The sequence below is a fragment of the Sphingomonas sp. 22R3R2A-7 genome, from assembly GCF_036856055.1.
GTDB lineage: Bacteria > Pseudomonadota > Alphaproteobacteria > Sphingomonadales > Sphingomonadaceae > Sphingomonas.
This window is the reverse complement of sequence record NZ_JASPFR010000001.1, coordinates 1,659,032-1,684,500: the sequence shown is the minus strand read 5'-3', so window position 1 is coordinate 1,684,500 and position 25,469 is coordinate 1,659,032. Positions and strand designations below refer to the sequence as shown.

The following is a 25,469-nucleotide window of genomic DNA, read 5'->3' as shown; positions in this document are numbered from 1 at the left end:
GATGCGGCGCGTGCTGCGGACCTACCCCGCCCAGCGTGACGATATCGCCGATCTCGTCACGCGGCGGCCGCTGCCGGGGCCGCAGCTGCCGCAGGTCGATCCGTTCCTGTTCCTCAACCATCACGGGCCGCAGACGTATCGGCCGGGGAATAACGGCCTGCCGTTCGGGCCGCATCCGCATCGCGGGTTCGAGACGGTCAGCTTCATCCTGAGCGGCGAAATGGCGCATCTCGACAGCGGCGGGCACGAAAGCGTGATGCGCGCAGGCGGGGTGCAGTGGATGACCGCGGGGTCGGGGCTGATCCATGCCGAGATCTCGCCCGCGTCGTTCAAGCGCGACGGCGGGCCGCTCGAGATCCTGCAGCTGTGGGTCAATCTGCCGGGGCGGCTGAAGATGACGCAGCCTGCCTATACCGGGCTCCAGCGCGAGGATATTCCGGCGGTCGCGGTCGACGGCGGCGTCGTGAATGTCATTGCGGGGACGTTCGAAGGGCGGGCGGGGCCGGTCGAGTCGCTGACCGGGGTTGCGATGATGACGGTCGAGCTGGCGGCGGGGGGGCGGGTGACGCTGCCGGCGCCGCGCGGTCGCAGCGTGTTCTTCTATGTGATCGAGGGGCGGCCCGAGGTTGGCGGCACGGTCGTCGAGCCGTGGCATCTCGTCACGTTCGATGAGGACGGCGATACGGTCGAGGTTGTGGCGGCGGGGCCGGTGCGGCTGGTGTTCGGGCATGCCGATCCGATCGACGAACCGGTCGTCGCGCACGGGCCTTTCGTGATGACGACGCGCGAGGAGATCGGCGAGGCGATCCGCGATTACCAGGCGGGGCTGTTCGGGCCCGCGCCGGTTATCTGAGCGCGGGACGTCCAAACTAGATCCTCCCCCGCCAGGGGGAGGTGGCAGGCGTCAGCCTGACGGAGGGGGCGGGAAGGGAAACGCCTGTTCCGTATCCTCCCCCTCCGTCACCTTCGGCGACACCTCCCCCTGGCGGGGGAGGATTTTGCGCTTACTTCGCCTGCACCGCCGACTGGTCGACCGCGACCACGGGCAGCCACACTGCGCTCGCATTCGCGCCGCCGCGTTCGATCGTTACCGTCGCCTTCTTGTAGTCCGCCTTCTTCGCGAGGAAGATGTTGGGGACGAAGGTCTGCGGGTTGCGGTCGTAGAGCGGGAACAGGCTCGACTGGACCTGGACCATGATCCGGTGACCCGGCTGGAACACGTGGTTCACCGTCGGCAGCCGGAACTTGTAGCGCTGCGTCTTGCCCGCGGGGATCGCGGTCGGCTTGGCGAAGCTGTCGCGGTAGCGGCCGCGGAAGATGTCGAGGCTGATCGGCAGCTCATAGCCGCCCATCTTCGGATCGCTCGCGACCTCGTCGGGATAGACGTCGATCACCTTGACGACGAAGTCGGCGTCGGTCCCCGTCGTCTTGGCATAGATGTCCGCGATCGGTGCGCCCGACACGCGGACGGGTGTCGTCAGCACCTCGGTCGTGTAGGTCATCACGTCGGTGCGGCCATCCACCCCGCGCTGGTCGCTGACCAGCCAGTCGCCCCAGCGGCCGTCGCCGAAATTGACCGGGCGCGGCAGATGCGGGACGGGCTTGGCGGGGTCGGAGACATAGCTGTCGCCGCCGCTCGCCGCCTTGGTGAAGCCCAGCCCGCCCTCGGCGCCGAGATAGATCGGCTTCAAGGGTGCGGCACAGCCGGTCTCGCACGCGAGCGGCCAGGTCGTGAGCTTGTCCCAGTGATTCTCGCCGGTGTTGTAGATCGCCGCGGCGGGCAGCGTGACCGCGGGGCCGTCCTTCAGATACTGGTCGAACATCGGCAGCACCATCTGTTCGCGGAACTGCTGCGCGGTGTCGCCGTCCCACTCGAACGGACCGAGGCTGCGGCCGTCGCGATTGACCTGGCTGTGCCGCCACGGGCCCATGACGAGATGGTTGTTGCCCATCTTGCCCTTGGCCTTGAGCGCCTCCCACGCGGTGATCGCGCCGTACATGTCCTCCTGATCCCACAGCCCCTGTTCCCAGAGCGTCGGCACGTTCGAAGGGTTGGCGGCGAGCAACTTGTCGAGCGCCTGGCCCTGCCAGAATGCGTCATAGGCGGGATGCGCGACCATCCGCTGCCAATAGGGCAGCTGGTCATAGCCCGACGCCTTGGCCCAGTCGCCCGCCGAGCCGATGCGGCGGAAATTCTCGTAATCGTCATAGCCGCCCGTCGGCGGCGCCTTGCCCGCGCCCTTGTAGCCGGTCTGGCCGCCGAGCCAGGCGATGTTGGCGAGGCGGAACGCGCCGTAATGGAACCAGTCGTCGCCCATCCAGCCGTCGATCATCGGGCTTTCGGGCACCGCGGCTTTCAGCGCAGGGTGCGGGTTGAGCAGCGCCATGACGACGGTGAAGCCCTCGTACGACGACCCGATCATGCCGACGCGGCCGTTCGACTCGGGCAGGTTCGCCTTGTTCACCAGCCAGTCGATCGTGTCATAGGCGTCGGTGACATGATCGACCTTGGTCGGGTTGAGCGGGCCGATCACCGGGCGCGTGACGACATACTCGCCCTCCGAGCCATATTTGCCGCGGACGTCCTGATAGACGCGGATATACCCGCCCTTGACGAACATCTCGTCGGCGAGCGGCAGCGTCGAGAGGATGCTCGGGCTGTCCATCCGCGTCGCGCGCGACTTCGCGTCATAGGGCGTGCGCGTCAGGACGATCGGCGCGTTGGTCAGCCCCTTGGGATAGACGATGACGGTGTAGAGCTTCGTCCCGTCGCGCATCGGGACCATCACCTCGCGCTTGACGTAATCGCGGTTGGCGGTGGCGGGGACGAACCTGGCCGGCACGTCGCCGCCGGCGGGGGCGGTCTTGTCAGAAACAGTCTGGGGCACCTGCGCCGACGAAACGGTGGCGAGCGCGATCGAGGCGAGGAGGACGAGCTTGAAGGTCATGCAAACGCTCCGGGAGGGGAATGGCCACAGGCTAGGCGCAATTGTCGCGCGGGGGCAATCGGGTTTGTCTCGCCGGCACGAGATCGCGGGTGACGGTGGTTTTGGCTCTGGGTCCTGACTTTCGTCAGGATGACGAAAAGGGGGGGCGTCAGGATGATGGAAGGGGGCGAGCACCGCGCGCTCGCGGCCGACGAGGGCGACGAGCCAGTCGGTGAAGGCGCGGATCGCGTCGAAGCGGCCGGTGTCCTGGTGCGTCACCAGCCAGAAGGCGCGGCTGATGCGGATGTCAGGGAGGATCGCGACGAGCCCCGGATACGCCTCGCCGATGAAGCAGGGGAGCACGCCGATCCCTGCGCCCGCCGCGATCATGTGCGCCTGCGCGTTGATGCTCGACGAGCGCAGCACGGGGTCGCGGACGCCCGGGATCTCGTCGAGATAGCGCAGCTCGGGCGCGTAGACGATGTCGGGGACATAGCCGATCATCCGCCGGTCGCGCAGGTCGGCGATGCCGTGCACCGGGCCGTGCACCGCGAGATGCTCCGCCGACGCATAGAGCCGCAGCGTATAGTCGGTGAGCTTGCGCGTCCGCAGCGGACCGCGGCGCGGGCGCGCGAGCAGGACCGCGACATCGGTCTCGCGCCGGGTCGGGTTGAGGAACCCGCTGGTCGCGACGAGATCGACCGCGAGCCTGGGATGCGCCTGCGCGAGCGTGCCGAGATGCCGGCTGACGAACCAGGTGCCGAACCCCTCGGCGACGCTGACGCGGATCGTGCCGTCGACCTCGGTCCGGCCCGCGGGCGGGGTGCGGATGTCCGACGCGATCGCCGCCATCGCGGTCGCGCGCGCGAGCAGGTCCTCGCCCGCGCTGGTCAGGATCTGGCCGTCGGGGCCCTGTTCGAACAGCCGCTGGCCGACCGCGGTCTCGAGCCGGCGGAGGCGGCGGCCGACCGTCGTCGCATCGACACCAAGGCTCGCCGCGGCGCGGCCAAGCTGCTGCGCGCGGGCGACTTCGAGGAAGATCGGGAGGTCGCTCCAGTCCATGCCGGCTGCAGATATGCAGCTATCGCCTGCAAGTCTATCGCTTGTGTCGTGGTGGATGCGGTGGTGTAGAGGCCACAAAACAAGGAGAGGCGCCATGACCGTTCGCACCATCGAGCATCTGATCGCAGGCGGCGGCGCGGGTGCACCGCGCTCCGGCGGCGCGCGCAGCGGCGACGTGTTCGATCCCAACAGCGGCGAGATCCAGGCGCGTGTGACGCTTGGCACGCAGGCCGATCTCGACCGCGCGGTGGCCGCCGCGCACAAGGCGCAGCCGGGCTGGGCGGCAACCAACCCGCAGCGCCGCGCGCGCGTGATGTTCGAGTTCAAGCGGCTCGTCGAGGCGAACATGGACGAGCTCGCGCGGCTGCTGTCGTCCGAGCACGGCAAGGTGATCGCGGACTCGAAGGGCGACATCCAGCGCGGGCTCGAGGTGATCGAGTTCTGCTGCGGGATTCCGCACATCCTGAAGGGCGAGTATACGCAAGGCGCGGGACCGGGGATCGACGTCTATTCGATGCGCCAGCCGCTGGGCATCGGCGCCGGCATCACCCCGTTCAACTTCCCCGCGATGATCCCGCTGTGGATGAGCGGCGTCGCGATCGCGACGGGCAACGCGTTCATCCTGAAGCCGAGCGAGCGCGATCCGTCGGTGCCGGTGCGGCTCGGCGAGCTGTTCCTCGAGGCGGGGCTGCCCGAGGGGATCTTCCAGGTCGTCCACGGCGACAAGGAAATGGTCGACGCGATCCTCGATCATCCGGCGATCTCGGCGGTCAGCTTCGTCGGGTCGTCCGACATCGCGCATTACGTCTACCGCCGCGGCGTCGAGGCGGGCAAGCGCGTCCAGGCGATGGGCGGCGCGAAGAACCACGGCATCGTGATGCCCGACGCGGACCTCGACCAGGTCGTCGCCGACCTGTCGGGCGCGGCGTTCGGCTCGGCGGGTGAGCGGTGCATGGCGTTGCCGGTGGTGGTGCCGGTCGGCGAGAAGACCGCGATCGCTTTGCGCGAGAAGCTGATCCCGGCGATTGCGGCTTTGCGCGTGGGCGTGTCGACCGACAATGACGCGCATTACGGCCCGGTGGTGAACGCGGCGCATCGCAGCCGGATCGAGACCTGGATCCAGACGGGTGTCGACGAGGGCGCGGAGCTGGTCGTCGACGGGCGCGGGTTCGAGTTGCAGGGGCATGAGAAGGGGTTCTTCATCGGGCCGTCGCTGTTCGATCACGTGACGACGGACATGTCGGCGTACAAGGAGGAGATCTTCGGGCCGGTGTTGCAGATCGTCCGCGCGAAGGATTTCGGGGAGGCGGTGCGGCTGCCGAGCGAGCATCAATACGGCAACGGCGTCGCGATCTTCACGCGCAACGGCCATGCGGCGCGCGAGTTCGCGGCGCGGGTGAATGTCGGGATGGTCGGGATCAACGTGCCGATCCCGGTGCCGGTCGCGTATCATACGTTCGGCGGGTGGAAGCGCAGCGCGTTCGGCGACACCAACCAGCACGGGATGGAAGGCGTGAAGTTCTGGACCAAGGTCAAGACGATCACGCAACGCTGGCCTGATGGCTCCGCGCTGCCGGCGATGGCGGAAGATGGCGGCCCGGCGCGGAACAACGACGCGTTCGTCATTCCGACGATGGGGTGAGTGGGGTGCGCTCCCTTTCTTCCGTCATCCTGGACTCGATCCAGGATCCAGAGTTGCGGAGCGCGGCGTTCGTGACTCTGGATCCTGACTTTCGTCAGGATGACGGTGGGATAAGCGATTGCGACGTGTTGGTGCGGGGTGGGGTCGCGTTACCCTCTTCCGTCATCCTGGACTTGATCCGGGATCCAGAGTTGCGGAGCGCGGCGTTCGTGGCTCTGGATCCTGACTTTCGTCAGGATGACGGAGGGGTGGGCGATTACGCGGCGTCCGCGCGGGGTGGGTCCGCGTTACACCCTCCCGTCATCCTGGACTTGATCCAGGATCCAGAGTTGCGGAGCGCTACGCTCGTGGCTCTGGATCCGGACTTTCGTCAGGATGACGGTGGGGGAGGGGGCGAAGCCCCAGTCTTCGGCGAGGTCGCGCCAGGTCGGGTTGTCCGTCTCGATCAGCGTGGTCTTCCAGGATCGTTTCCAGACCTTGAGCTGTTTCTCGCGCGTGATCGCCGCGTCCATCGTGTCTGCCATCGCGAACCAGGCCAGCCGGTTCACGCCGTATCGCTTTGAGAACCCGTCGAACATGCCGTCGCGATGCTGAACGATCCGCGCCATCAGGTCGGACGTCACGCCGATGTAGAGCGTTCCGTTGCGCCAGCTCGCCATGATATAGACCGCGGGTTGCCTAGCCATATCATTCCCCCACCCCGTCATCCTGACGAAGGTCAGGATCCAGAGCCACAGGCGTCAGCATTCGCCGCTCTGGATACTGGGTCAAGCCCAGTATGACGACACAGGAAAGCCCGATGACCAACCAGTTCGACCTCACCCAATTTGATCTAACGGGCGACCAGCGCGAGATCCAGGAACTCGCGCGCCGCTTCACCGCCGACCGGATCACGCCGCATGCGGCCGAGTGGGACGAGAAGCACATCTTTCCGCGCGACACGATCAAGGCGGCGGCCGAGCTCGGCTTCGCGTCGATCTATGTCAGCGAGGAGAGCGGCGGGATCGCGCTCGGGCGCCTCGAAGCCGCGCTGATCATGGAGGCGATGTCGTACGGGTGTCCTTCGACGAGCGCGTTCATCAGCATTCACAACATGGCGGCGTGGATGATCGACCGGTTCGGGTCGGCCGCGGTGAAGGACAAGTATCTCCCCGATCTGGTGACGATGGACCGGCTGGCGAGCTATTGCCTGACCGAGCCGGGCTCGGGGTCGGATGCCGCCGCGCTCAAGACGCGCGCGGTGCGCGACGGCGACGACTGGATCGTGACGGGCTCGAAGCAGTTCATCTCGGGCGCGGGCGAGAACGAGGTGTACGTCACCATGGTCCGCACGGGGGAGGAGGGGCCGAAGGGCATTTCCTGCCTCGTGATCGAGAAAGACATGCCCGGCGTGTCGTTCGGCGCGAACGAGAAGAAGCTCGGCTGGCATTCGCAGCCGACGCGGCAGGTGATCTTCGACGGCGTCCGCGTGCCGGGCGCGAACATGGTCGGCGGCGAGGGCGAGGGGTTTCGGATCGCGATGATGGGGCTCGATGGCGGGCGGCTCAACATCGGCGCGTGCTCGCTCGGCGGCGCGCAGCGGTGTCTCGACGAGGCGATCGCCTATACGCGCGACCGCAAGCAGTTCGGCAAGCCCATCGCGGACTTCCAGAACACGCAGTTCATGCTGGCCGACATGGCGACCGAACTCGAGGCGGCGCGCGCGCTGCTGTACATCGCGGCGGCCAAGGTGACGGCGAACGCGCCCGACAAGACCAAGTTCGCGGCGATGGCGAAGCGGCTGGCGACGGATACCGGCTCGTCGGTGGTCGACCGCGCGTTGCAGCTGCATGGCGGCTATGGGTATCTGCAGGATTACCCGATCGAACGCTTCTGGCGCGACCTGCGCGTGCATTCGATCCTCGAGGGTACGAACCAGGTCATGCGGATGATCGTCGGCCGCGAACTGACCCGGCAGTGAGCCCGCGCAGCGTTGCTCCCTCCTTCTCCTCCGCGGCTCCGCGCCTCCGCGTGAACAAAGAATTTTCTCACGCGGAGACGCGGAGGCGCGGAGATGGTGCCCGGGAGGTGATCGCGTGACCGATGATCTAATCGTTGAACATGAAGGGCCTGTCGGCCGGATTCGGTTGAACCGGCCCAAGGCGTTGCATGCACTCAATCTGGCGATGTGCGAGGGTGTGCTGGAGGCGCTCGAGGCGTGGCGCGGGGATGCTTCGGTCGAGGCGATCGTCGTGGACCATGCCGAGGGTCGCGGGTTTTGCGCGGGCGGGGATATCCGGATGCTGGCCGCATCGGGAGCCGGCGATGGCGTCGACGCACGCGCGTTCTTTCATGCCGAGTACCGGATGAACCACCGGCTGTTCGTCTATGCCAAGCCGATCGTCGCGTTCATGGACGGGATCACGATGGGCGGCGGCGTCGGGCTCGCCTTGCCGTGCACGTACCGCGTGGCGACCGAGAACACGAAGTTCGCTATGCCCGAGACCGGGATCGGGCTGTTCCCCGATGTCGGCGGGGGCTGGTATCTGTCGCGACTGCCGGGGCGGATCGGGCAGTATCTCGCGCTGACGGGGCATCGGCTCGATGGGGCGGAGTGTGTCGCGCTGGGGTTGGCGACGCAGTATCTGCCGAGTGATACACTCGACACTGCCAAGGCGCGGATCGCCGAGATGCCGCAGGATATTGCCGGCGTGCTCGCTGCGCTGTCGACTGCCGCGCCCGAAGCGCAGATCCTTGCGCGCAAGGACGAGATCGACCGGCTGTTCGCGTCCGACGTGCTCGAGGAGATCTATGCCGCGCTCGACGCTGATGGCGGGGAATGGGCGGCAAAGACGCTTGCGACGCTCAGGACCAAGTCGCCGCAGACGATGAAGGTGTCACTCCGGCTGCTCCGCGAAGGCGCGGCGATGGCGAGTTTCGCGGACGAGATGAAACAGGAATATGCGGTCGGCGCGCATGTCGTGCAGCGGCATGACTTCATCGAGGGCGTCCGCGCGGTGATCGTCGACAAGGACAATGCGCCGCGCTGGGACCCGGCGACGCCCGAGGCTGTGAGCGATCACGTGATCGACCAGATCTTCGCGCCGTTGCCGGAAGCCGAGGCGTGGACGCCGGGTTAATCCGTCATCCTGACGAAAGTCGGGATCCAGAGTTACTTGCGACGTCGTTCGCGGCTCTGGATCCTGGATCAAGTCCAGGATGACGATGCTTATTGGAGACTGACATGGCCGATTACGAAACGATCCTCGTCGAGCAGCGTGGGGGCGTGACGCTCGTCACGCTCAACCGGCCGCAGGCGCTCAACGCGCTCAATTCGCAGGTGCTCGCCGACCTGATCGCCGCGTTCGCCGCGTTCGATGCGGATCCGTCGCAGGGCTGCGCGGTGCTGACCGGCTCGGCCAAGGCGTTCGCGGCGGGCGCGGACATCAAGGAGATGCAGAGCCAGGGCTTTGCCGACATGTATGCGAGCAACTTCTTCGCCGGCTGGGAACAGGTGACGCGGACTCGCAAGCCGATCATCGCGGCGGTCGCGGGCTATGCGCTGGGCGGCGGCTGCGAGGTCGCGATGATGTGCGACTTCATCCTCGCCGCCGATACCGCCAAGTTCGGCCAGCCCGAGATCAAGCTCGCGGTGTCCCCCGGGATGGGCGGGTCGCAGCGCCTCACGCATGCGGTCGGCAAGGCCAAGGCGATGGAGATGGTGCTGACCGGGCGGATGATGGATGCGGTCGAGGCCGAGCGCGCAGGGCTGGTGTCGCGTATCGTGCCCGCCGACGACCTCGTCGAGGAGGCGGTGAAGACCGCCGCGACGATCGCCGCGATGGCGCCGCTCGCGGTGCTGGCGAACAAGGAGATGGTCAACGCGGCGTTCGAGACGGGGCTAGCGATGGGCGTCCAGTTCGAGCGGCGGCTGTTCCACGGGCTGTTCGGCACCGCGGACCAGAGCGAAGGCATGGCCGCATTCGTCGAGAAGCGCGCGGGGGCCTGGACGGGCAAGTAACGGGCGCGCCCGTCATCGTTGCTGCCCGTCATCCTGACGAACGTCAGGATCCAGGGTTAAGGGCGGTGTCGTTTCTGGCTCTGGATCCTGACTTTCGTCAGGATGACGGGGTGGTGGGGTGCGGGACATCGGCGCCGCATATGGCGGGATCGCAGCGCGAGCGGCACAGCCGCGGCGGCAGATTTAGGAGAGAGAACATGGCACGCATCGGATTCATCGGGCTCGGCAACATGGGCGGCGGGATGGCCGCCAACCTCGCGAAGAACGGCCATGACGTGCGCGCGTTCGACCTGAGCGCCGACGCGCTGGCCAAGGCGAAGGCGGCGGGCTGCCTGCCCGTCGACTCCGCCGCCGAGGCCGCGGACGGCGCCGAGGCGATCGTGACGATGCTCCCCGCGGGCAAGCACGTCGCCGAGGTGTATGATGCGCTGTTCGGCGTCGCGGCGCCGACCGCGATCCTGATCGACTGTTCGACGATCGACGTCGCGACCGCGAAACAGGTCGCCGACGCCGCGCAGGCCAAGGGGCTCGCCGCGGTCGATGCGCCCGTCTCGGGCGGGATCGGTGCGGCGAATGCGGGCACGCTGACCTTCATGGTCGGCGGTTCGGCGGCGGCGTTCGAGCGCGCGCAGCCGATCCTCGCGGCGATGGGCAAGGCGGTGATCCATGCCGGCGTCAACGGCGCGGGACAGGCGGCGAAGATCTGCAACAACATGATCCTCGGCGCGACGATGATCGCGACGTGCGAGGCGTTCGTGCTCGCGGACAAGCTCGGGCTCGACGCGAAGGCGTTTTACGACATCGCCAGCGTCTCGTCGGGGCAGAGCTGGTCGATGACGAGCTATGCGCCGTTGCCGGGGATCGGCCCCGACACGCCCGCCGACCATGACTATCAGGGCGGGTTCGCAGCGGCCCTGATGCTCAAGGACCTGCGGCTCGCGATGGCGGCGGCGCAGGACGTCGGCGCCGACACGCCGATGGGCGCGAAGGCCGCCGAGCGCTACGAGGCGCTCGCCGCGGCCGGGCAGGGCGGGCTCGACTTCTCCGCGATCATCCGCACGTTGCAGGGTAACGCCTAGCCCGGCGTGCGACGGACCGGCGGGAGCGCGTTGCAGATGTCCGCACCGCCCGCCGGCACCGTGAAGAAGGGCGGCGTCCGGTTCTCGCGCCCCGCGATCCAGGCGGTGAAGCGCGGATTGCGCGCCCCGCGGTACTGGAAATGCGGGCGGGTGGCGGCGGGAAGGTCGCTCGCCAGCCGTGCCGAGACGATCGGGCTGCGTTCGGCAGGCGTGGCGTAGAAGCCGAGATCCCCCGTACCGCGCGGCAGCGACGACAGCCACTCGATCCCGTCGACGACGCGCCCGACGACCGCGATGTTGCGGTCGAGCGCGCGCGGCGCATGCCCGATGACGGTGTAGAGCTCGGCGCCGCTGCCGACGCTCGGCGCGAGATCGCGCGCGACGCCGACCATCCCGTAGCAATGCGGCAGCCACTGCCGCGCGCCCGATCCGGCGAGCGGCCAGCCATCCGCGCTGTATCCTGCCCATTGCGCATAGGGGTCGGACTTGGTGAGCCGTGCGACCGCGGTCGGCCCGGCCATGTCATATTCGGCGGCGATCCCGTCCGCGACGCCGGGGACGAGCGGCTTCTTCTCGGTCGCATCGCCCCATTGCGCGACATAATTGTCCTGCACGCGGTAGACGCTGGTCGCACTGTCCCACCAGCGCGCGCGGGCGAGCGCGCGGATGTTGGCGACGTGCGCGGGCGCATAGGCGGGCGCGAGCCGGAGCGTGAAGCCGTGCCCGTTGGCGAGCGTGAAGACGAGGATCTCGTCATCGGGCACCGCGACCCAGTCCGCCGCGACCGGATCGGACGGCAGCGGCGGGGCAGGCGCGGGCGTCGGGGCGGCCTGGGCGAGGGCGGCGGCGAGAAGGGCTGTGATCATGGTCACGAGACTGCCCGAGTGCCGCGCATCACGCAATCGCTTGCGCCGCGGCCCAACCCGCTCTAGCAGGCGCGTTCCAGAGCAATGCGGAGCGGTGGCCGAGTGGTCGAAGGCGCTCGCCTGGAAAGTGAGTATACGTCAAAAGCGTATCGAGGGTTCGAATCCCTCCCGCTCCGCCACTAACCGCTGCAGACACATCTTGCCGGATTCCGCTTCGGGGTGCGCACGCGCAGGTGAGGCATCGCGTGCGTGAATTACCGCTGGTGATCCGTACGTTCGGTTGCAGGCTGAGGTCGTAGCAATACCGGCACGCTGGCCAAAGGTCTCCGCGCGTCAAGCCGGTCCCGAGCTTGAACGGGCGATAAAGGTATAGGGCACCTGAACCGATCGCGCGGCGCGGTCGTCGGCCTGTCGGTACGAGGGGTCGGTCAGGATATCGATCGCCGCGCTTGCGAGGACGGCGTTGGGCTGGTGGATGGTCGTCAGCTGAGGCCAGGCCATCCGCGAAATCGGCGCATCGTCGAAGCCGACGACGGACAGCGCCCCGGGGACTGCGATGTTTCTGCGCGCGGCGCTGACCAGAACACCCAGCGCCATCTCGTCATTGGCGGCAAACACGGCGCTGGGACGGTCGTCGGTCGACAGGATCGCGTCGCCGGCCGCCATGCCCGACCGGAAGCTGAAGTCACCGGTCTGAACCCAGCCATCGCTGATGCGGATCCCCGCGCAATGCATCGCGTCGCTGAACCCCGCGAGCCTTTTGCCGGCCGCATCGTGTGACGCTATGCCCTGAACAAACGCAATGTCGCGGTGCCCGAGCGCGATGAGATGATCGGTCATGTCGCGCGCGGCCTGATAATCGTCGATGTGGATCACCGCGGCAGACGTGTCGGTTCGTGATGCATTCAGCTTCACGACCGGGATGCCGCGCTGATCGAGCAGGTCGGTGAGCTCCGCCCAGTCGCAGATCGGCGGGGTGAGAATGACCCCGGCGAGTTGCAGGGCTTGCACCATGCGCGATACCTCGTCGAGCGCGCCCGAGCCGCTGCGGTCGATCCGTTCGACGATGAGATGATAGCCATGATGGCGACAGCGGGCCATCGCTCCGATCTGGACGTCTGCGGCGTATCCCGATGCCGGATCGTCGAAGAACAACCCGATGAGGTAGGATCGCGAGCTCGACAGGCTGCGGGCATAGGCGTTCGGGCGATAGTCGAGTTCCGCGACGACGCGCAGGACATGATCGCGTACCGCCGGGCGGACATGCGCCTCCGCGTTCATCACGCGCGAAACGGTCTTGGGCGACACGCCTGCAGCGCGCGCGACATCCTTGATGGTGACCGGCGGCATCATCGTCTCACAAAGCCCATGTTCGCTGCCGCCACCACGCGAACGCCGCGATGACGATGTAGCATGCGCCCGGGAGCATGAAGGACATCGTCAGGCCGACCGCGTCCGCGACAACGCCGGTCAGCAACGGGATGATCGCGCCGCCGACGACCACCATGCACAACAGCATCGAGGCATAGGTCGCGGTGGAATGGTCATCGGGCAGCGAAAGCGCGAAGATCGTCGGATACATGATCGCGTTGCACAGCCCGACTGCGAGCAGCGCCGCGGCGGCCACCGGCCCGTGCAGGCCGATCGCGATCGCCACGAGCGCGACGGCGGCGATCGCGCAGCCGAGCAGCATCGTCGGCGCGCCGTAGCGGGTGAGATAACGGGCGCCCACCAATCGGCCGACCAGCGCCCCTGTCCAGTACAGGCCGACGAGTTGCCCCGCCGCGACGGGCGAGACGTTCAGGATGCCGGGCATCGCCAGATATTCGACGAGCAGCGTGCCGATCGTGACCTCGGCACCGACATAGGCGAACATCGCGCCGCCACCCGCCAGCAATCGCCGGTTCGACAGCACGCCGACGATCCCCGAGAGCGGCACGCGACGCGGGCTCGAGGATGCGCGCAGCAGATCGCGTCGGGAGATAAAGGCGGCGGCCAGCGCAAGCGCAACCAGCGCGACCGCGAGGAACGGCAGAACGACGCGTATGTGCTCGGCCAGCGCGCCGGGCCGTTGCCGACCCGTTCCGAGCAGCAGTGTCGATCCTGCCAGCGACGCAAGCACGGTACCAAGCGAGTTGAAGCCTTGCAGCAAGGTCAGTCGCGAGACGGCGCGGCGGACCGGTTCGACCACGGGCACGACGATGTTGGCGGCGATCTGCAGAAAGGTGACGCCGCCCGCGAGCGCGAGGAGTGCGAGCAGAACCATCGTGTAGCCGAGCGACCCGAGCGATACGGCCAGCAGGCCGCACCCGAGCGCAATGACGACCAGCCCCGCTGCGATGCTGCGCATGTAGCCGAACTTCACGACCAGCGCGGTGATCGGCACGGCAAAGAGGAGATAGCTCGAATGGAACGCCGACTGCACCAGCAGCGAACGCGTGTGGTTCAGCCCTTCGATCATCCGCAACCGGGGGACGAGCAGCCCGACGAGCGAGTTGAGGAAGCCGCCGAGGAAATAGACGCCGATACAGAGCCGGAACAGCAGCGTCGCGCGCTGTTCGCTGGGCGTGGGCGCAAGGAGCATGCTGATGGTGGTCACGCCTCATCCTAGCAAGGCGGCGCGGCTGCGCAACGTGCGACCATGGCCGCGCGCTTCGCATTGACATCGATGTCGGAGTTGGCGATCACGCCTCCAAGCCGCTCGGGAAGACGCGGCATGGGAGGATATTGACGATGAGCACGGGGATGAGCACCGGATTTCCGCGGATCGCCTGCGCGCTGATGAGCGTCGCGCCGATCGCGCTTTCGGCGCAGACGCTGCCGGTGCCGCTGCCGGTGGCGGGCTCCGCACAGGCGTCGGCGTCAAGGACCGCCGGCGCACCGGATGCGCGCACGGCCGAGATCTGGCGCGACACCGCGCGAACCGCTGCGGACCGCGCGGACGCTCTGGTGAAGGCGATGACCCGCGCCGAAAAGCTGCGTTATGTTCACGGCATATTCCCGCCGATGGCGAAGCCGGCAACGGCCGACATGATCCCGTCCGCGGGTTATGTGCCCGGTGTCCCACGGCTGGGCGTACCGACGTTGCGCGAGAGCGATGCGTCGCTGGGCGTTGCCAACCAGGTCGAGCAGCGCAAGGGCGACGTGGCCACCGCGCTGCCCGCGAGCCTTGCCACCGCCGCGAGTTTCGATCCCGCCATCGCCTATGCCGGGGGCGCGATGATCGGCAGCGAAGCGCGCGCGAAGACCTTCAACGTGTTGCTGGCCGGCGGCGTGAACCTGACGCGCGATGCCTGGAACGGGCGGAACTTCGAATATCTCGGCGAAGATCCGCTGCTGACGGGCGTGATGGGCGCGGCGTCGATCCGGGGTGTCCAGTCGAACCATATCGTCTCGACGATCAAGCATTTCGTCCTGAACAGCCAGGAGACGGGACGCGCCGTGCTCGACGCGCGGATCGATCCGACGGCGCTGCGGGAAAGCGACCTGCTGGCGTTCGAGATCGCGATCGCGGACGGGAAGCCGGCTTCGGTCATGTGCGCGTACAATCGCATCGACGGTGACTATGCGTGCGAGAACAAGCGGCTGCTGACCGACGTCCTGCGCGGCGACTGGAAATATCCGGGGTTCGTCATGTCCGACTGGGGTGCCGTCCATTCCACCGAGAAGGCCGCCAACGCAGGGCTCGATCAGGAATCGGGTCAGGAACTCGATGCCAAGGTCTATTTCGGCACGCCGCTTGCCGACGCCGTCGCTGCCGGGCGGGTCTCGACGGCACGGCTCGACGACATGGTCCGCCGCATCCTGACCGGCGTCATCGCGAGCGGGCTTTACGACCATCCCACCCCCTGTCCGCACAGCCGATCGACTATGCCGCGAACGCCGAGGTCGCACAGCGTGCCGCCGAGGCCGGGATCGTCCTGCTCAGGAATGAGAACGGCCTGTTGCCGCTTGCGAAGACGGCGCGATCGATCGTGGTCATTGGCGGGCATGCCGATGTCGGCGTCTTGTCCGGGGGCGGCTCGTCGCAGGTTCGCTCGGTCGGCGGCGTGCCGATCGAGATCCCGCTCAAGAGCGGCGCGGCCGCGTCGTTCGCGCGAATTACCTATCATTCGTCATCGCCGCTTCGGGCGATCAGGGCGCTGGCCCCCAATGCGACGGTGACGTTCGTCGACGGCACCGACCCCGCCGCCGCCGCGAAGGCGGCGCGCGCCGCCGACCTCGCGATCGTCTTTGCAACGCACTGGCAGACCGAGGCGCAGGATGCGCCATCGCTTTCGCTTCCCGATAACCAGGATGCGGTGATCGACGCGGTCGCCGCCGCCAACCGACGCACCATCGTCGTGCTCGAGACCGGTGGACCCGTCCTGATGCCGTGGGCGACGCGCGTGCCGGCGATCGTCGAAGCCTGGTACCCGGGCCAGCGTGGCGGCGAGGCGATCGCGCGCGTCCTGTTCGGCGAGGTCGATGCATCGGGTCGTCTGCCGATCAGCTTCCCGCGGACCATCGAGCAGCTTCCTCGCCCCCGGCCGGTCACATCGCCGACCGGCGCGACGAGCAACGATGCCTCCGCCAATGCCGGTGCCGGCGACGCCGGCCTGCTGCCGGCCTATCCCGTCACCTATCAGGAGGGCGCGAACGTCGGGTATCGATGGTACGCCACGCGCAAGGACTCGCCGCTGTTCCCGTTCGGCTTCGGGCTGAGCTATGCCAGCACCCGGATCAGCAACCCACGGTTCTCGGGCGGCGCCAACGCCAGCGTCACGTTCGCCGTTACCAACCGGACCGCGCGGACGGGCGTTGCCGTACCGCAGCTCTACGCAACGTTGCCGGACGGCGGCGCACCGCGGCTGGTCGGCTGGTCCCGCCAGACGCTGGCGGCCGGCGAGACCAGAACCGTGACGATCACCGCCGATCCACGCGCGCTGGCACGGTGGGAAGCCGCCGGCTGGCGCCTCAAGGGCGGCGCCTATGCGCTGACGCTCGCAACCGACGCACAGACCATGGTCGCGGCGGGCAGGGTCAACCTGACGGACCGGCGGCTTGCATCGGCGCGTGCTGCATTTGACACACCTTGAGGCAAATCCGCGCGCGAAAGGCCTTGATGTCACGCATTGATTGACATCGATGTCGGGCGAAAGCACGGTCGGGGAACGCGGGATTACACCGCCAAAAGTCACACGCCGGCAGGGACTTGCCGGTCAGGGAGGATGAGTATGAGGGGTTCTATTCCGACGGCGTTTGCGCGCTCGACGTCGGTGTTGGCGTTGGTGGCGGGGCTGACGATGCCCACTTTGGCGACGGCGCAGACGGCGCCGGTTCCGGCACCGTCGGCACAGGCCCAGCAGGGTACGCCGCAAGCCGATACGTCGCCCGGCGCCACGCAGCCCGAGACGGGCGCGACCGCGACCAATGCGCAGCCCGACCAGGCCCCCGGCGACGATATCGTCGTGACCGGCGTTCGCGCCTCGCTCGAGCGGTCGATCGCGATCAAGCGCGACTCCTTCGGTGTCGTCGACGCGATCAGCGCGGAGGACATCGGCAAGTTCGCCAATACCAATCTCGCCGAATCGCTGCAGCGGATCACCGGCGTGTCGATCGATCGCCGCAACGGCGAAGGCTCCACCGTCACGGTGCGCGGCTTCGGTGCGCAGTATAATCTCGTCACGCTCAACGGGCGTCAGCTCGCGACGTCGAACATCGTCGCCGTGGGCGGTGACCAGGGCGGCGACGGGGCCGGCGGCTTTGGTCGGTCGTTCGACTTTTCCAATCTCGCGTCCGAAGGCGTCAAGACGCTCGAGGTCTACAAGACCGGACGCGCGGCGATCCCGTCGGGTGGCATCGGCGCGGCGGTGAACGTCGTCAGCCGTCGTCCGCTCGACTCGAAGGACACGGGTCTGCTCGGCTCGCTCGGCGTCAAGGGCAGCTATGACAACAGCTCGTCGGACTGTTTCGACTGCGGTGCGCGGGTCACGCCCGAGGTGTCGGGTACCGCCAGCTGGAGCGATCCCAACCAGCGGTTCGGCGTTTCGCTCTTCGGCAGCTATCAGAAGCGCAACTTCAGCTTCTCCAGCGTCGCGCCCGACAATTGGAACATCCGGTCGCTGACTGACTTCCTCAATCCCGGCAACGGCTTCGTCAACGGTCAGACGGTGATCAACAACCGTCCCACGAACGGCAATGTCCTGGTGTCGGTGCCGAACGACTCGCGCTATCACTTCTCCGAGGCGAGCCGCGAGCGCATCAACGGGTCGGGCGTCCTGCAATTCCGCCCGACCGATACGCTGACCTTCACCGCAGACGGCCTTTATGCGCAGCTGCGTCAGTCCGAACGTCGCTCGACCCAGTCCAACTGGTTCAATCGCCCGTTCGGCGTGGTCACGTTCGACGACGCCAGCAACGGCATCGCGACGACGAGCTTCCTGTCCGAAACGATCAACGGCGTGAAGGACGAGGCGTTCGAGCAGGCGTATCGTGCGCAGAAGAACAAGCTGTACGATTTCGGCGGCAACATCGAATGGAAGCCGACCGACCGCTTCTCGCTCGCGATCGACGGTCATATCGGTCGGGCGGACAGCGCGCCTGACAATCCCAATGGCCAGACGTCGACCACGGTCGCCTTCAATGCACCGGTCGTCGCCGAACATTCGCTGACGCTGGGCAAGAATGGCTTCCCCCAGCAGACGATCGCCATCAACGACGGTTCGGTCAGCACGACGCCGACCGGCCAGTCCTTCATCAAGGGCAATGGCAACGGCGTGATCGATCTCGGCGATCTGTCGAGCGCGGTGCAGCGTCAGTTCGCGTCCAACCAGACGCAGCGGGTCAAGGAACTGCGCGCCGATGCCGGATGGGCATTGAACGATCAGCTCCGCGTCGATGCGGGTGCGGACTATCGCACCACGAATACGCGGCAGACGCAGTACAACACGCGCCAGGTCCTGGGTGACTGGGGCAACTCGCTGCCGCCCGACGTCGCGCGTCTCGCGCCCGGTCAGGTGTTCCAGTTCTGCAACGTGTGCAAGTTCGAGCACAACGACGGAAATCCGGATGCCAACACGCTGGTGGCGTTCCGTACGCAGGATGCGACGAAGCTCTACAACACGCTCCACGACTATTATCTCGGCGTGACGAACGACGGCGTGAACCATGCCGACAACATCGACGCGAACGACGACAACCGTGTCCGTGAGAATATCTGGTCGGGCTATGTCCAGGGATCGTGGAACGGCAAGCTGTTCGACCACAACGCGCAGCTGGTTGCCGGCGTCCGCTACGAAAATACCAAGGTGCGCGCGGTGTCGCTTCAGCCCGTGCCGACCGCGGTCGTATGGACGGCCGACAACGACTTCTTCGTGGCGAACACCGCCGATCGGCAGACTTTGTCGTCGCGTGGCGGGTACAGCAACTGGCTGCCGTCGGTGGATGCCAAGTTCGAGGTCGTCGACAACCTCTTTGCCCGCGCGTCGTACAGCAAGACGATCTCACGCGCCGGCTACGGCGACCTGTTCGCGTCGACCAACGTCGGCGGTCCGGGCCGCCCGACGGCGATCGGCGGCATCGCCACCGGCACCGCGCACAATACCGATCTCGATCCGTTGTCGTCGGACAATATCGACGTCTCGCTCGAATGGTATCCGCGCAAGGACGTCTTCCTGTCGGCGGGCTTCTTCAACAAGAAGGTCCATAACTTCATCGGTCAGACGGTGGTCAACCGCAACCTGTTCGGTCTGCGCGATCCCACCTCGGGCACCGCGGGGACGCGCTCGGGCACCGCGCGCGACCAGCTCGCCGGCACGTTCAACGCGGACATCACCGACGTGAACCTGTTCACCTACACGGCGCTGCTGCAGCAGAATGCGGGTAACGTCGCGACGACGAACGCCCAGTTCGCGGCCAACTACAACACGCAGAGCCGCGCGTTGAACCAGGGGTTCGTCGATCAGATCCTCGGCCAGTACGACATCACCGCCAATGCGCAGGATCCGCTGTTCAACTTCGCGGTGAATACGCCGATCAACAACCAGGACGCGCACATCTACGGCGTGGAACTGGCGGGGCAGTATTTCCTCGGGGATACGGGCTTCGGCGTGGCCGCCAGCTACACGCTGGTCCGCGGCAATATCGGCATCGACATCGCCGCCGATCCGAGCGTCAACACGTTCGCACTGGTCGGTCTGTCGGACACGGCCAACGCCACGCTGATCTACGACAAGAACGGCATTTCGGCGCGCATGTCCTACAACTGGCGCGACAAGTTCCTCAGCGGCATCAACCGCGGCGGCGATCGCAATCCGGTGTTCACGGCCCCCTATGGTCAGCTCGACCTTTCGGTGAACTTCGACCTGACGCCCCGGTTCGCGCTCGGGTTCGAAGCGATCAACCTCACCGAGGAGGGCGTGCGCTCCTACGGCCGCGACAAGAGCAACCTGTGGTACCTTTCGGAAGGATCCGCACGGTACCTGGTCGGAGCGCGATACCGCTTCTGACCGAATGACGAGAAGGCCGCTGACGAAAGCGGCCTTCCTCGTCTAGGATCAACGCATGGCCTCTCCGGTACTTCTCAACAATATCGACCACCGCGACCTGCGTGTCGCGGTCGGTCACCACGCGCGCTATGGCGATGCGATCAACCAGACGCGCGTCTTCCCGGGCGAGTTCGAGGAACTGCAGCGCGACTATGCGATCCTGCTGCGTCGCGACGAGCAAGGCGTCCTCTTCGCGACCGTCCTGCTGGGGCTCGATCCCGACGAAAACCTGTTCCTCGACGGCGAGAACTGGGACGCGCGGTACGTGCCGGCGGCACGCGCGCGTGGTCCGTTCTCGATCGGCGTCGATGCCGGTGGCGGACCGATGATCCATGTCGACCCGGACCATCCGCGGATCGTCGACGATGGCGAGCCGGTGTTCCGCGAGCTTGGCGGCAACGCGCCGTTGCTCGATCACGTCTCGACGATGCTGCAACAGATCTATGTCGGTCTGGAGACCGAAAAGGCGATGTTCGACGCGTTCGCCGACGCGGGCCTGCTCGAACCCGCGACACTGCAACTCGATCTCGCCGACGGGCGTCGGTATGACATTCCCGATCGCTTTACCGTCGATGCGGGGCGGCTGGCTGCGCTCGACGGCGACGCTCTGGCAGCACTCCACCGCGACGATTTCCTGCGTCCGGCATTCTGGATCGCCTCGTCGCTCGGCAACCTTCGCCACCTGATCGATCGCAAGCTGCGGAAGGAGTTCCGTGGCTGAGCGCGTGCGCGTGTCGCGCGGGGTGCGCGAGATCGATCACACCGGCGTCCTCGATCTGGAAGCGTTGATCGCGACCGAGGAGCCGGTGATCCTCCGCGGGCTCGCCGCCGACTGGCCGCTGGTCCAGGCCGGACGGAGGTCGCCGCACGAGGCTGCCGCCTATCTGCGCCGGTTCGATGCGGGCCGTCCCGTCACCGGCTATGTCGGCGATCCCGCGATCAGGGGGCGCTTCCATTATGACGGGTCCGTCACCGCGATGAACTTCGTGGCCGAGCGGATCGCGCTGGGGGATTTCCTCGATCGCGTGCTCGGGCATCTGGGCGACGCCGAGGCGCCCGCTTATTATCTCGGCTCGACCGACGTCGAGACCTATCTTCCCGGCTTCCGACGCGAGAACGATCTGGCGCCGCACGGCGACGTCTTCGATCGTCACGCGCCGCTAGCCAGCATCTGGATCGGCAACCGCACGATCGCGTCCGCGCACCATGACATGTCGAACAACGCGGCGGTCTGCGCCGTCGGGCGGCGACGCTTCACGCTGTTTCCACCCGACCAGGTCGGCAACCTCTATCCCGGCCCGCTCGCGCCGACCCCGGGCGGGCAGGTGGTGAGCATGGTCGATTTCGCTGCGCCCGATCTCGAGGCCTATCCCCGCTTCGCTGCCGCGCTTGCCGCCGGATCGGTGGCCGAGCTCGAGGCCGGCGACGTGCTCGTCTATCCGGCCCTGTGGTGGCACCATGTCGAGGCGCTCGACGATTTCAACGTGCTCGTGAACTATTGGTGGAACGCGGCACCGGCCTTCATGGACACGCCGATGGATACGCTGCTGCACGCGCTGCTCAGCCTGCGCGACCGGCCCGCCCAGGAAAAGCGTGCGTGGCGCGCGATGTTCGACCATTATGTGTTCGGCGATGCGGAGGCGGTCGCGGCGCATCTGCCGCCCCCGCACGCGGACCGCTCGCACCGCTGGACGAGCCCGGCGCCCGTCAGTTGCGCGCCTATCTGCTGCACAGGCTGAACCGATGACCGAGACGTCTGAACGCCCGCGGACCCGCGTCGTGATCGCGGGCGGTGGCACCGCCGGATGGATCGCGGCCGCGGCGATCGTGCGTCAGCTCGGATCGCTCGTCGACGTGACGCTCGTCGAATCGGACGAGATCGGCACCGTCGGCGTCGGCGAATCGACCATTCCGACCGCGCGCAGTTTCCACGCGTTTCTCGGCATCGACGAAGCCGCCTTCATGCGCGCCACGCAGGCGACCTTCAAGCTGGGCATCGCGTTCGAGAACTGGCGCCGGGTCGGCGACCGCTATTTCCATCCGTTCGGCAGCGTCGGCAGGTCGGTGGCGATCGCCGACTTTCAGCATTTCTGGCTCGAGGCGCGTGCCCGCGGGTTCGGTGGCGCCTACGGGGATTATTCGCTCGAACAGCAGGCCGCGGGGGCGGGGCTCTTCGGTCACGACGAGCAGCATTCGCTGGCATACGCCTACCACCTCGACGCGACCGCGTATGCGCGGTTCCTCCGGACATTGGCAGAGCCCTGGGGCGTGCGGCGCGTCGAGGGACGTATCGACCGGGTCGAGCGCGACGGCGAGGGGGTGATATTACGGCGCTCGTCCTGGCATCGGGCGAACGGATCGCGGGCGACCTGTTCATCGACTGCACCGGCTTCCGCGCGCTTCTGACCGAAAGCACGCTCGGGACCGGCTATGAGGATTGGTCGGAATGGTTAGCCACCGACCGGGCGCTTGCCGTGCAGACGGAGACGGTCGCGCCGCCCGTGCCGTACACGCGCGCGATCGCGCACAGTGCAGGCTGGCGCTGGCAGATCCCGCTCCAGACGCGGACGGGCAACGGGCTGGTCTATTCCAGCCGGCACATGAGCGATGACGAGGCGCATGCGACGCTGATCGGCGCGCTCGACGGCCGGCCGCTGTTCGAGCCGCGCCCGCTGCGTTTCCGCTCGGGCATGCGCCGACAGGCCTGGAACCGGAACTGTATCGCGCTGGGCCTCGCGGCGGGATTCATCGAGCCGCTCGAGTCGACCAGTATCCACCTGATCATGAATGCGGTGATCCGTCTGATCCAGCTGTTCCCGTTTCGGGGTGATGATCACGCTGCGCTCGCCGCGCGCTTCAACGCGCAGTCGCGACACGAGTGGGAGCATGTGCGCGACTTCATCATCCTCCATTACCACGTCACCGAGCGTCGCGATTCGCCGTTCTGGCGCGACTGCGCGCAGATGAGCGTTCCCGACAGCCTCGCCGAGCGGATCTCGCTTTTCACCACGACCGCGGGTGCCTGGCAGGGACAGGACGACCTGTTCCGGATCGATTCCTGGGTTTCCGTCATGCTCGGGCAAGGCGTCGTGCCACGCGCGCATCACCGCATCGCGAGCATCATCAAAGGACAGGAGCTGCAAAACTCCTTCGCGGATTTGTCCAGGGGGATAGCGCGCACGGTGCGGACGCTGCCGCGACATGGCGAATTCCTCGCGCGATATTGCCCTGCTCACGGCTGATGCCTTGCGCAGCCGTTCCGTTGCCGGACTTGGCTGTCGCCGCTCTAGCCCCGCTGCTCCATGCAAAAAACGGCGGGGCTAGAAGCGGCGGGGTTCGTGACCGATGGCGTCGCACGTGCCACGAAAGCCGTAATTGCTCATGCCTTCCACCGTGATGCGACCGCTGCGCCGATCGATCACCATCCGTGGCTTGTTCAAACCGTTCAGGCGATAGCTGGCCCGGATCATATCCGGGCTTACCGACACGTCGTACAAGTCCCACCACCCCTGATCCCCACGGGAATGGATTGGCGGGACCAGCGATTTGGGCAACCGGATACGTCCACCACCCGCCCAGGTCTGCACCATGAGCGAGGCGTCGAAGACCTCTCTCCTGGTTTCGGTGTAGGTGCCGGACTCGTACCGATCGCGATCACGATTCCAGTTCCATGTCGTACCGCTGGCGAGGCCGGTCTTCGATCCGTCCCCAAAACACACGAGACCGAGCTCCACGTTTCGTCCGTCGACGACCGGGCCTGCCGATGGATAGCCCGCTTGTCCGCTACCGGTACGCGGTGGCGCGCGTTCATAGGCAGGATCCGGTTCATAGTCAGGGCGCGGCCGTGACGCAGGCTGACGACCGTAGCCGGGGTCGGGACGAAGGTTGGCGGGTTTCCGGCAGTCGGGCGACGTGGTCGGTTGAATGGAATTGTACCGGCCTTCCATCGTGGCGATGGTGACGCACTGGCGCCGGTCGGCGTTCCACCAATAGGTATAGGCGCGATCGTCACCTTGCTCCCCGCGGATGTTCACATAGCCGCGCCGTTGCAGTTCCATCTCGGCCTGACCGGCACGGGCACCAATCATGTCTTCAAGACCGGTAGATTGCGCCGGGGCAATCGCCGGAAGTGCAGAAGCGGAAAGAAACATGGCCGTGATCTTCAACAGGCCTGCTGGGCAACGCATCGCGACTCTCCTGTTCGGGCGGAATCAGCTCGTCATCGGTATGGCGAGTTTATAAATCAGGAACGACGGCGTCCATAACCGTCGACAGCTTTCAGGCCCTGGTCACCAGCGGGAATTGGGCGATCAGGATCGTCGTTTCGGCCAGAGAGCCGCACGCCCGACGATGGTTTGCATCATACCCGGCCGCGTCAGTGACCTTCCATCGATAGCAGGCACCAAGGCCGGACCTTGAGGGAACGCCAGCCGTTGCGATCGATGATCGAATCGAACATGATGCAGCATGGACTTCATGAAGTGGCTCAGTTCGCTCGACGAACTCCTCTATGAGGTCATGAGCTGGCTGATCTTCTTCCCGTTGACGCTATGGCGTGCCGTCTTCCAACCCATCGCCGTGATGGAGCAGGTCGAACGCGAAGCGGCACTTCCGGATGATCAGCAATATGCGGCCCTGCTGCGGCCGCCGCTTTTCCTGGCGCTGGCGTTGCTGCTTGCGCATACCGTCAGCGCAGCACTTGGCCAGACCGACGAAATCATCGCCAACACGCATGGGCTTGCCGGCCTCGTCAACGACAATACGACGGCGCTGGCCTTCCGGGCGGTGATATTTGCGGCATTTCCGCTTTTTCTTGCTGCCCGAATAGTGCGTTGCCGCGGGGTGAAGTTAGACCGCAGTTCGCTACGACAGCCCTTCTATGTGCAATGCTATCCTGCCGCGGTGTTCGCGCTCGGGATGAGCCTCAGCGCCGTCCTGATCGACGATAAAAGCGATCTGATGCCGATGATCGGCCACTGGTTGATGGGCGTTACCACGCTCAACTATTTTCTCGTTCTGACCGGCAGGTTCGCGAAGGTGCTTGGAACCGGCTATCTGCGTGCCACGGGTAACGTGGCGATCGGCATGCTCGAGGGCGCCTTGTTTCTCGGCGGCGTCGGGTTCCTGTTCACGCGGTAGCCGTGCAGCGCACGATCACCTGTCTAGGTGACGGCCATGACGGCGGGTCGGTCGCCAAGCGCGGTCGTCGCAACGATGAATGACCGGCATGACGGTGCCGATTTCATTCGCCAGCGGCCCGGGCGCTTACTCGGGACGCAGAAAGGGCACCCGGGTCGGCCCCGGATGCCCTGTTCTTACAAGCTGCTTGGGAGCAACCTGGCTGCGGTTTTACGCGGTCAATCTT

At 66.7% G+C, this 25,469-nt stretch carries 15 protein-coding genes, 1 tRNA gene and 4 pseudogenes; 13 read left to right on the top strand and 7 right to left on the bottom strand.

Annotation, left to right across the window (positions count from 1 at the left end):
• Position 1 precedes the first annotated feature (1 nt).
• Complete coding sequence (locus QP165_RS08000; protein WP_333995004.1) at positions 2-853, top strand: pirin family protein; 852 nt, start codon at positions 2-4, stop codon at positions 851-853.
• A 151-nt stretch (positions 854-1,004) separates the two neighbouring features.
• On the opposite strand, the gene QP165_RS07995 is transcribed toward QP165_RS08000, so the two are convergent.
• Together QP165_RS07995 and QP165_RS07990 are read right to left on the bottom strand one after the other, a co-directional pair.
• Positions 1,005-2,948 (bottom strand): CocE/NonD family hydrolase, encoded by a 1,944-nt coding sequence (locus tag QP165_RS07995; protein WP_333996982.1) that lies wholly within the window; start codon positions 2,946-2,948, stop codon positions 1,005-1,007.
• 258 nt (positions 2,949-3,206) lie between these two features.
• A pseudogene (locus tag QP165_RS07990) lies at positions 3,207-3,989 on the bottom strand (LysR family transcriptional regulator); the annotation flags it as partial.
• Between the two features lie 94 nt (positions 3,990-4,083).
• Between QP165_RS07990 and QP165_RS07985 the strand changes: the two are divergent.
• Positions 4,084-5,631 carry a CoA-acylating methylmalonate-semialdehyde dehydrogenase gene (locus QP165_RS07985; protein WP_333995003.1) on the top strand — a complete coding sequence of 516 codons (1,548 nt, stop codon included), beginning with the start codon at positions 4,084-4,086 and terminating at the stop codon, positions 5,629-5,631.
• A 287-nt stretch (positions 5,632-5,918) separates the two neighbouring features.
• Here QP165_RS07985 and QP165_RS07980 read toward each other — a convergent pair whose 3' ends face one another.
• On the bottom strand, positions 5,919-6,317 hold the full coding sequence (locus QP165_RS07980; protein ID WP_333995002.1) for a GIY-YIG nuclease family protein: 399 nt from the start codon (positions 6,315-6,317) through the stop codon (positions 5,919-5,921).
• Positions 6,318-6,430: 113 nt separating this feature from the next.
• Here QP165_RS07980 and QP165_RS07975 point away from each other — a divergent pair, with 113 nt between their 5' ends.
• The 4 genes from QP165_RS07975 to mmsB all read left to right on the top strand — a co-directional run bounded on the left by QP165_RS07975 (position 6,431) and on the right by mmsB (position 10,710).
• Entirely contained in the window at positions 6,431-7,591 is a 1,161-nt protein-coding gene (locus QP165_RS07975; RefSeq protein ID WP_056018927.1) for an acyl-CoA dehydrogenase family protein, read from the top strand.
• A gap of 115 nt (positions 7,592-7,706) precedes the next feature.
• Positions 7,707-8,750 (top strand): enoyl-CoA hydratase/isomerase family protein, encoded by a 1,044-nt coding sequence (locus QP165_RS07970; protein ID WP_333995001.1) that lies wholly within the window; start codon positions 7,707-7,709, stop codon positions 8,748-8,750.
• Between the two features lie 104 nt (positions 8,751-8,854).
• Positions 8,855-9,631, top strand: coding sequence for an enoyl-CoA hydratase (locus QP165_RS07965; protein ID WP_333994999.1), 777 nt, complete (start codon positions 8,855-8,857; stop codon positions 9,629-9,631).
• Between the two features lie 197 nt (positions 9,632-9,828).
• Positions 9,829-10,710, top strand: coding sequence for a 3-hydroxyisobutyrate dehydrogenase (mmsB, locus tag QP165_RS07960; RefSeq protein ID WP_333994997.1), 882 nt, complete (start codon positions 9,829-9,831; stop codon positions 10,708-10,710).
• Here mmsB and QP165_RS07955 read toward each other — a convergent pair.
• Positions 10,707-11,576, bottom strand: a complete 870-nt coding sequence (locus QP165_RS07955; protein ID WP_333994995.1) for a peptidylprolyl isomerase — start codon at positions 11,574-11,576, stop codon at positions 10,707-10,709. The two genes, mmsB and QP165_RS07955, sit on opposite strands and share 4 nt — an antisense overlap.
• 88 nt (positions 11,577-11,664) lie before the next feature.
• On the opposite strand from QP165_RS07955, the gene QP165_RS07950 reads away from it, so the two are divergent.
• Positions 11,665-11,755: transfer RNA gene (locus QP165_RS07950), tRNA-Ser, on the top strand.
• 154 nt (positions 11,756-11,909) lie between these two features.
• Here QP165_RS07950 and QP165_RS07945 read toward each other — a convergent pair.
• Both QP165_RS07945 and QP165_RS07940 read right to left on the bottom strand, forming a co-directional pair.
• The gene (locus tag QP165_RS07945; RefSeq protein ID WP_333994992.1) at positions 11,910-12,926 is read right to left on the bottom strand and encodes a LacI family DNA-binding transcriptional regulator; all 1,017 of its coding nucleotides are present in this window, start codon (positions 12,924-12,926) and stop codon (positions 11,910-11,912) included.
• A 7-nt stretch (positions 12,927-12,933) separates the two neighbouring features.
• The gene (locus tag QP165_RS07940; protein ID WP_333994991.1) at positions 12,934-14,175 is read right to left on the bottom strand and encodes an MFS transporter; all 1,242 of its coding nucleotides are present in this window, start codon (positions 14,173-14,175) and stop codon (positions 12,934-12,936) included.
• 182 nt (positions 14,176-14,357) lie between these two features.
• On the opposite strand from QP165_RS07940, the pseudogene QP165_RS07935 reads away from it, so the two are divergent.
• The 5 genes and pseudogenes from QP165_RS07935 (at position 14,358) to QP165_RS07915 (ending at position 23,346) form a co-directional block, all read left to right on the top strand.
• Positions 14,358-16,654, top strand: a pseudogene (locus QP165_RS07935) (beta-glucosidase family protein).
• A gap of 138 nt (positions 16,655-16,792) precedes the next feature.
• The gene (locus QP165_RS07930; protein ID WP_333994990.1) at positions 16,793-20,065 is read left to right on the top strand and encodes a TonB-dependent receptor; all 3,273 of its coding nucleotides are present in this window, start codon (positions 16,793-16,795) and stop codon (positions 20,063-20,065) included.
• Positions 20,066-20,120: 55 nt separating this feature from the next.
• Entirely contained in the window at positions 20,121-20,825 is a 705-nt protein-coding gene (locus tag QP165_RS07925) for a SapC family protein (protein ID WP_333994989.1), read from the top strand.
• A gap of 4 nt (positions 20,826-20,829) precedes the next feature.
• Positions 20,830-21,851, top strand: a pseudogene (locus QP165_RS07920) (cupin-like domain-containing protein).
• Positions 21,848-23,346: pseudogene (locus QP165_RS07915) on the top strand (tryptophan halogenase family protein). Before QP165_RS07920 ends, QP165_RS07915 begins: the two co-directional pseudogenes overlap by 4 nt.
• Positions 23,347-23,424: 78 nt before the next feature.
• Here QP165_RS07915 and QP165_RS07910 read toward each other — a convergent pair.
• On the bottom strand, positions 23,425-24,270 hold the full coding sequence (locus QP165_RS07910) for a hypothetical protein (protein WP_333994985.1): 846 nt from the start codon (positions 24,268-24,270) through the stop codon (positions 23,425-23,427).
• Positions 24,271-24,571: 301 nt separating this feature from the next.
• Here QP165_RS07910 and QP165_RS07905 point away from each other — a divergent pair, with 301 nt between their 5' ends.
• Positions 24,572-25,243: a hypothetical protein gene (locus QP165_RS07905; protein ID WP_333994983.1), complete on the top strand. Its 672-nt coding sequence runs from the start codon at positions 24,572-24,574 to the stop codon at positions 25,241-25,243.
• Positions 25,244-25,469: the final 226 nt, after the last annotated feature.

Bases quoted from the DNA above. Each gene is read 5' to 3' on its own strand.
- QP165_RS07905 (WP_333994983.1), top strand. From the start codon at position 24,572: ATGGACTTCATGAAGTGGCTCAGTTCGCTCGACGAACTCCTCTATGAG.
- QP165_RS07925 (WP_333994989.1), top strand. From the start codon at position 20,121: ATGGCCTCTCCGGTACTTCTCAACAATATCGACCACCGCGACCTGCGT.
- QP165_RS07930 (WP_333994990.1), top strand. From the start codon at position 16,793: ATGAGGGGTTCTATTCCGACGGCGTTTGCGCGCTCGACGTCGGTGTTG.
- QP165_RS07955 (WP_333994995.1), bottom strand. From the start codon at position 11,576: ATGATCACAGCCCTTCTCGCCGCCGCCCTCGCCCAGGCCGCCCCGACG.
- QP165_RS07995 (WP_333996982.1), bottom strand. From the start codon at position 2,948: ATGACCTTCAAGCTCGTCCTCCTCGCCTCGATCGCGCTCGCCACCGTT.
- mmsB (WP_333994997.1), top strand. From the start codon at position 9,829: ATGGCACGCATCGGATTCATCGGGCTCGGCAACATGGGCGGCGGGATG.
- QP165_RS07945 (WP_333994992.1), bottom strand. From the start codon at position 12,926: ATGCCGCCGGTCACCATCAAGGATGTCGCGCGCGCTGCAGGCGTGTCG.
- QP165_RS07980 (WP_333995002.1), bottom strand. From the start codon at position 6,317: ATGGCTAGGCAACCCGCGGTCTATATCATGGCGAGCTGGCGCAACGGA.
- QP165_RS07965 (WP_333994999.1), top strand. From the start codon at position 8,855: ATGGCCGATTACGAAACGATCCTCGTCGAGCAGCGTGGGGGCGTGACG.
- QP165_RS08000 (WP_333995004.1), top strand. From the start codon at position 2: ATGCGGCGCGTGCTGCGGACCTACCCCGCCCAGCGTGACGATATCGCC.
- QP165_RS07975 (WP_056018927.1), top strand. From the start codon at position 6,431: ATGACCAACCAGTTCGACCTCACCCAATTTGATCTAACGGGCGACCAG.
- QP165_RS07985 (WP_333995003.1), top strand. From the start codon at position 4,084: ATGACCGTTCGCACCATCGAGCATCTGATCGCAGGCGGCGGCGCGGGT.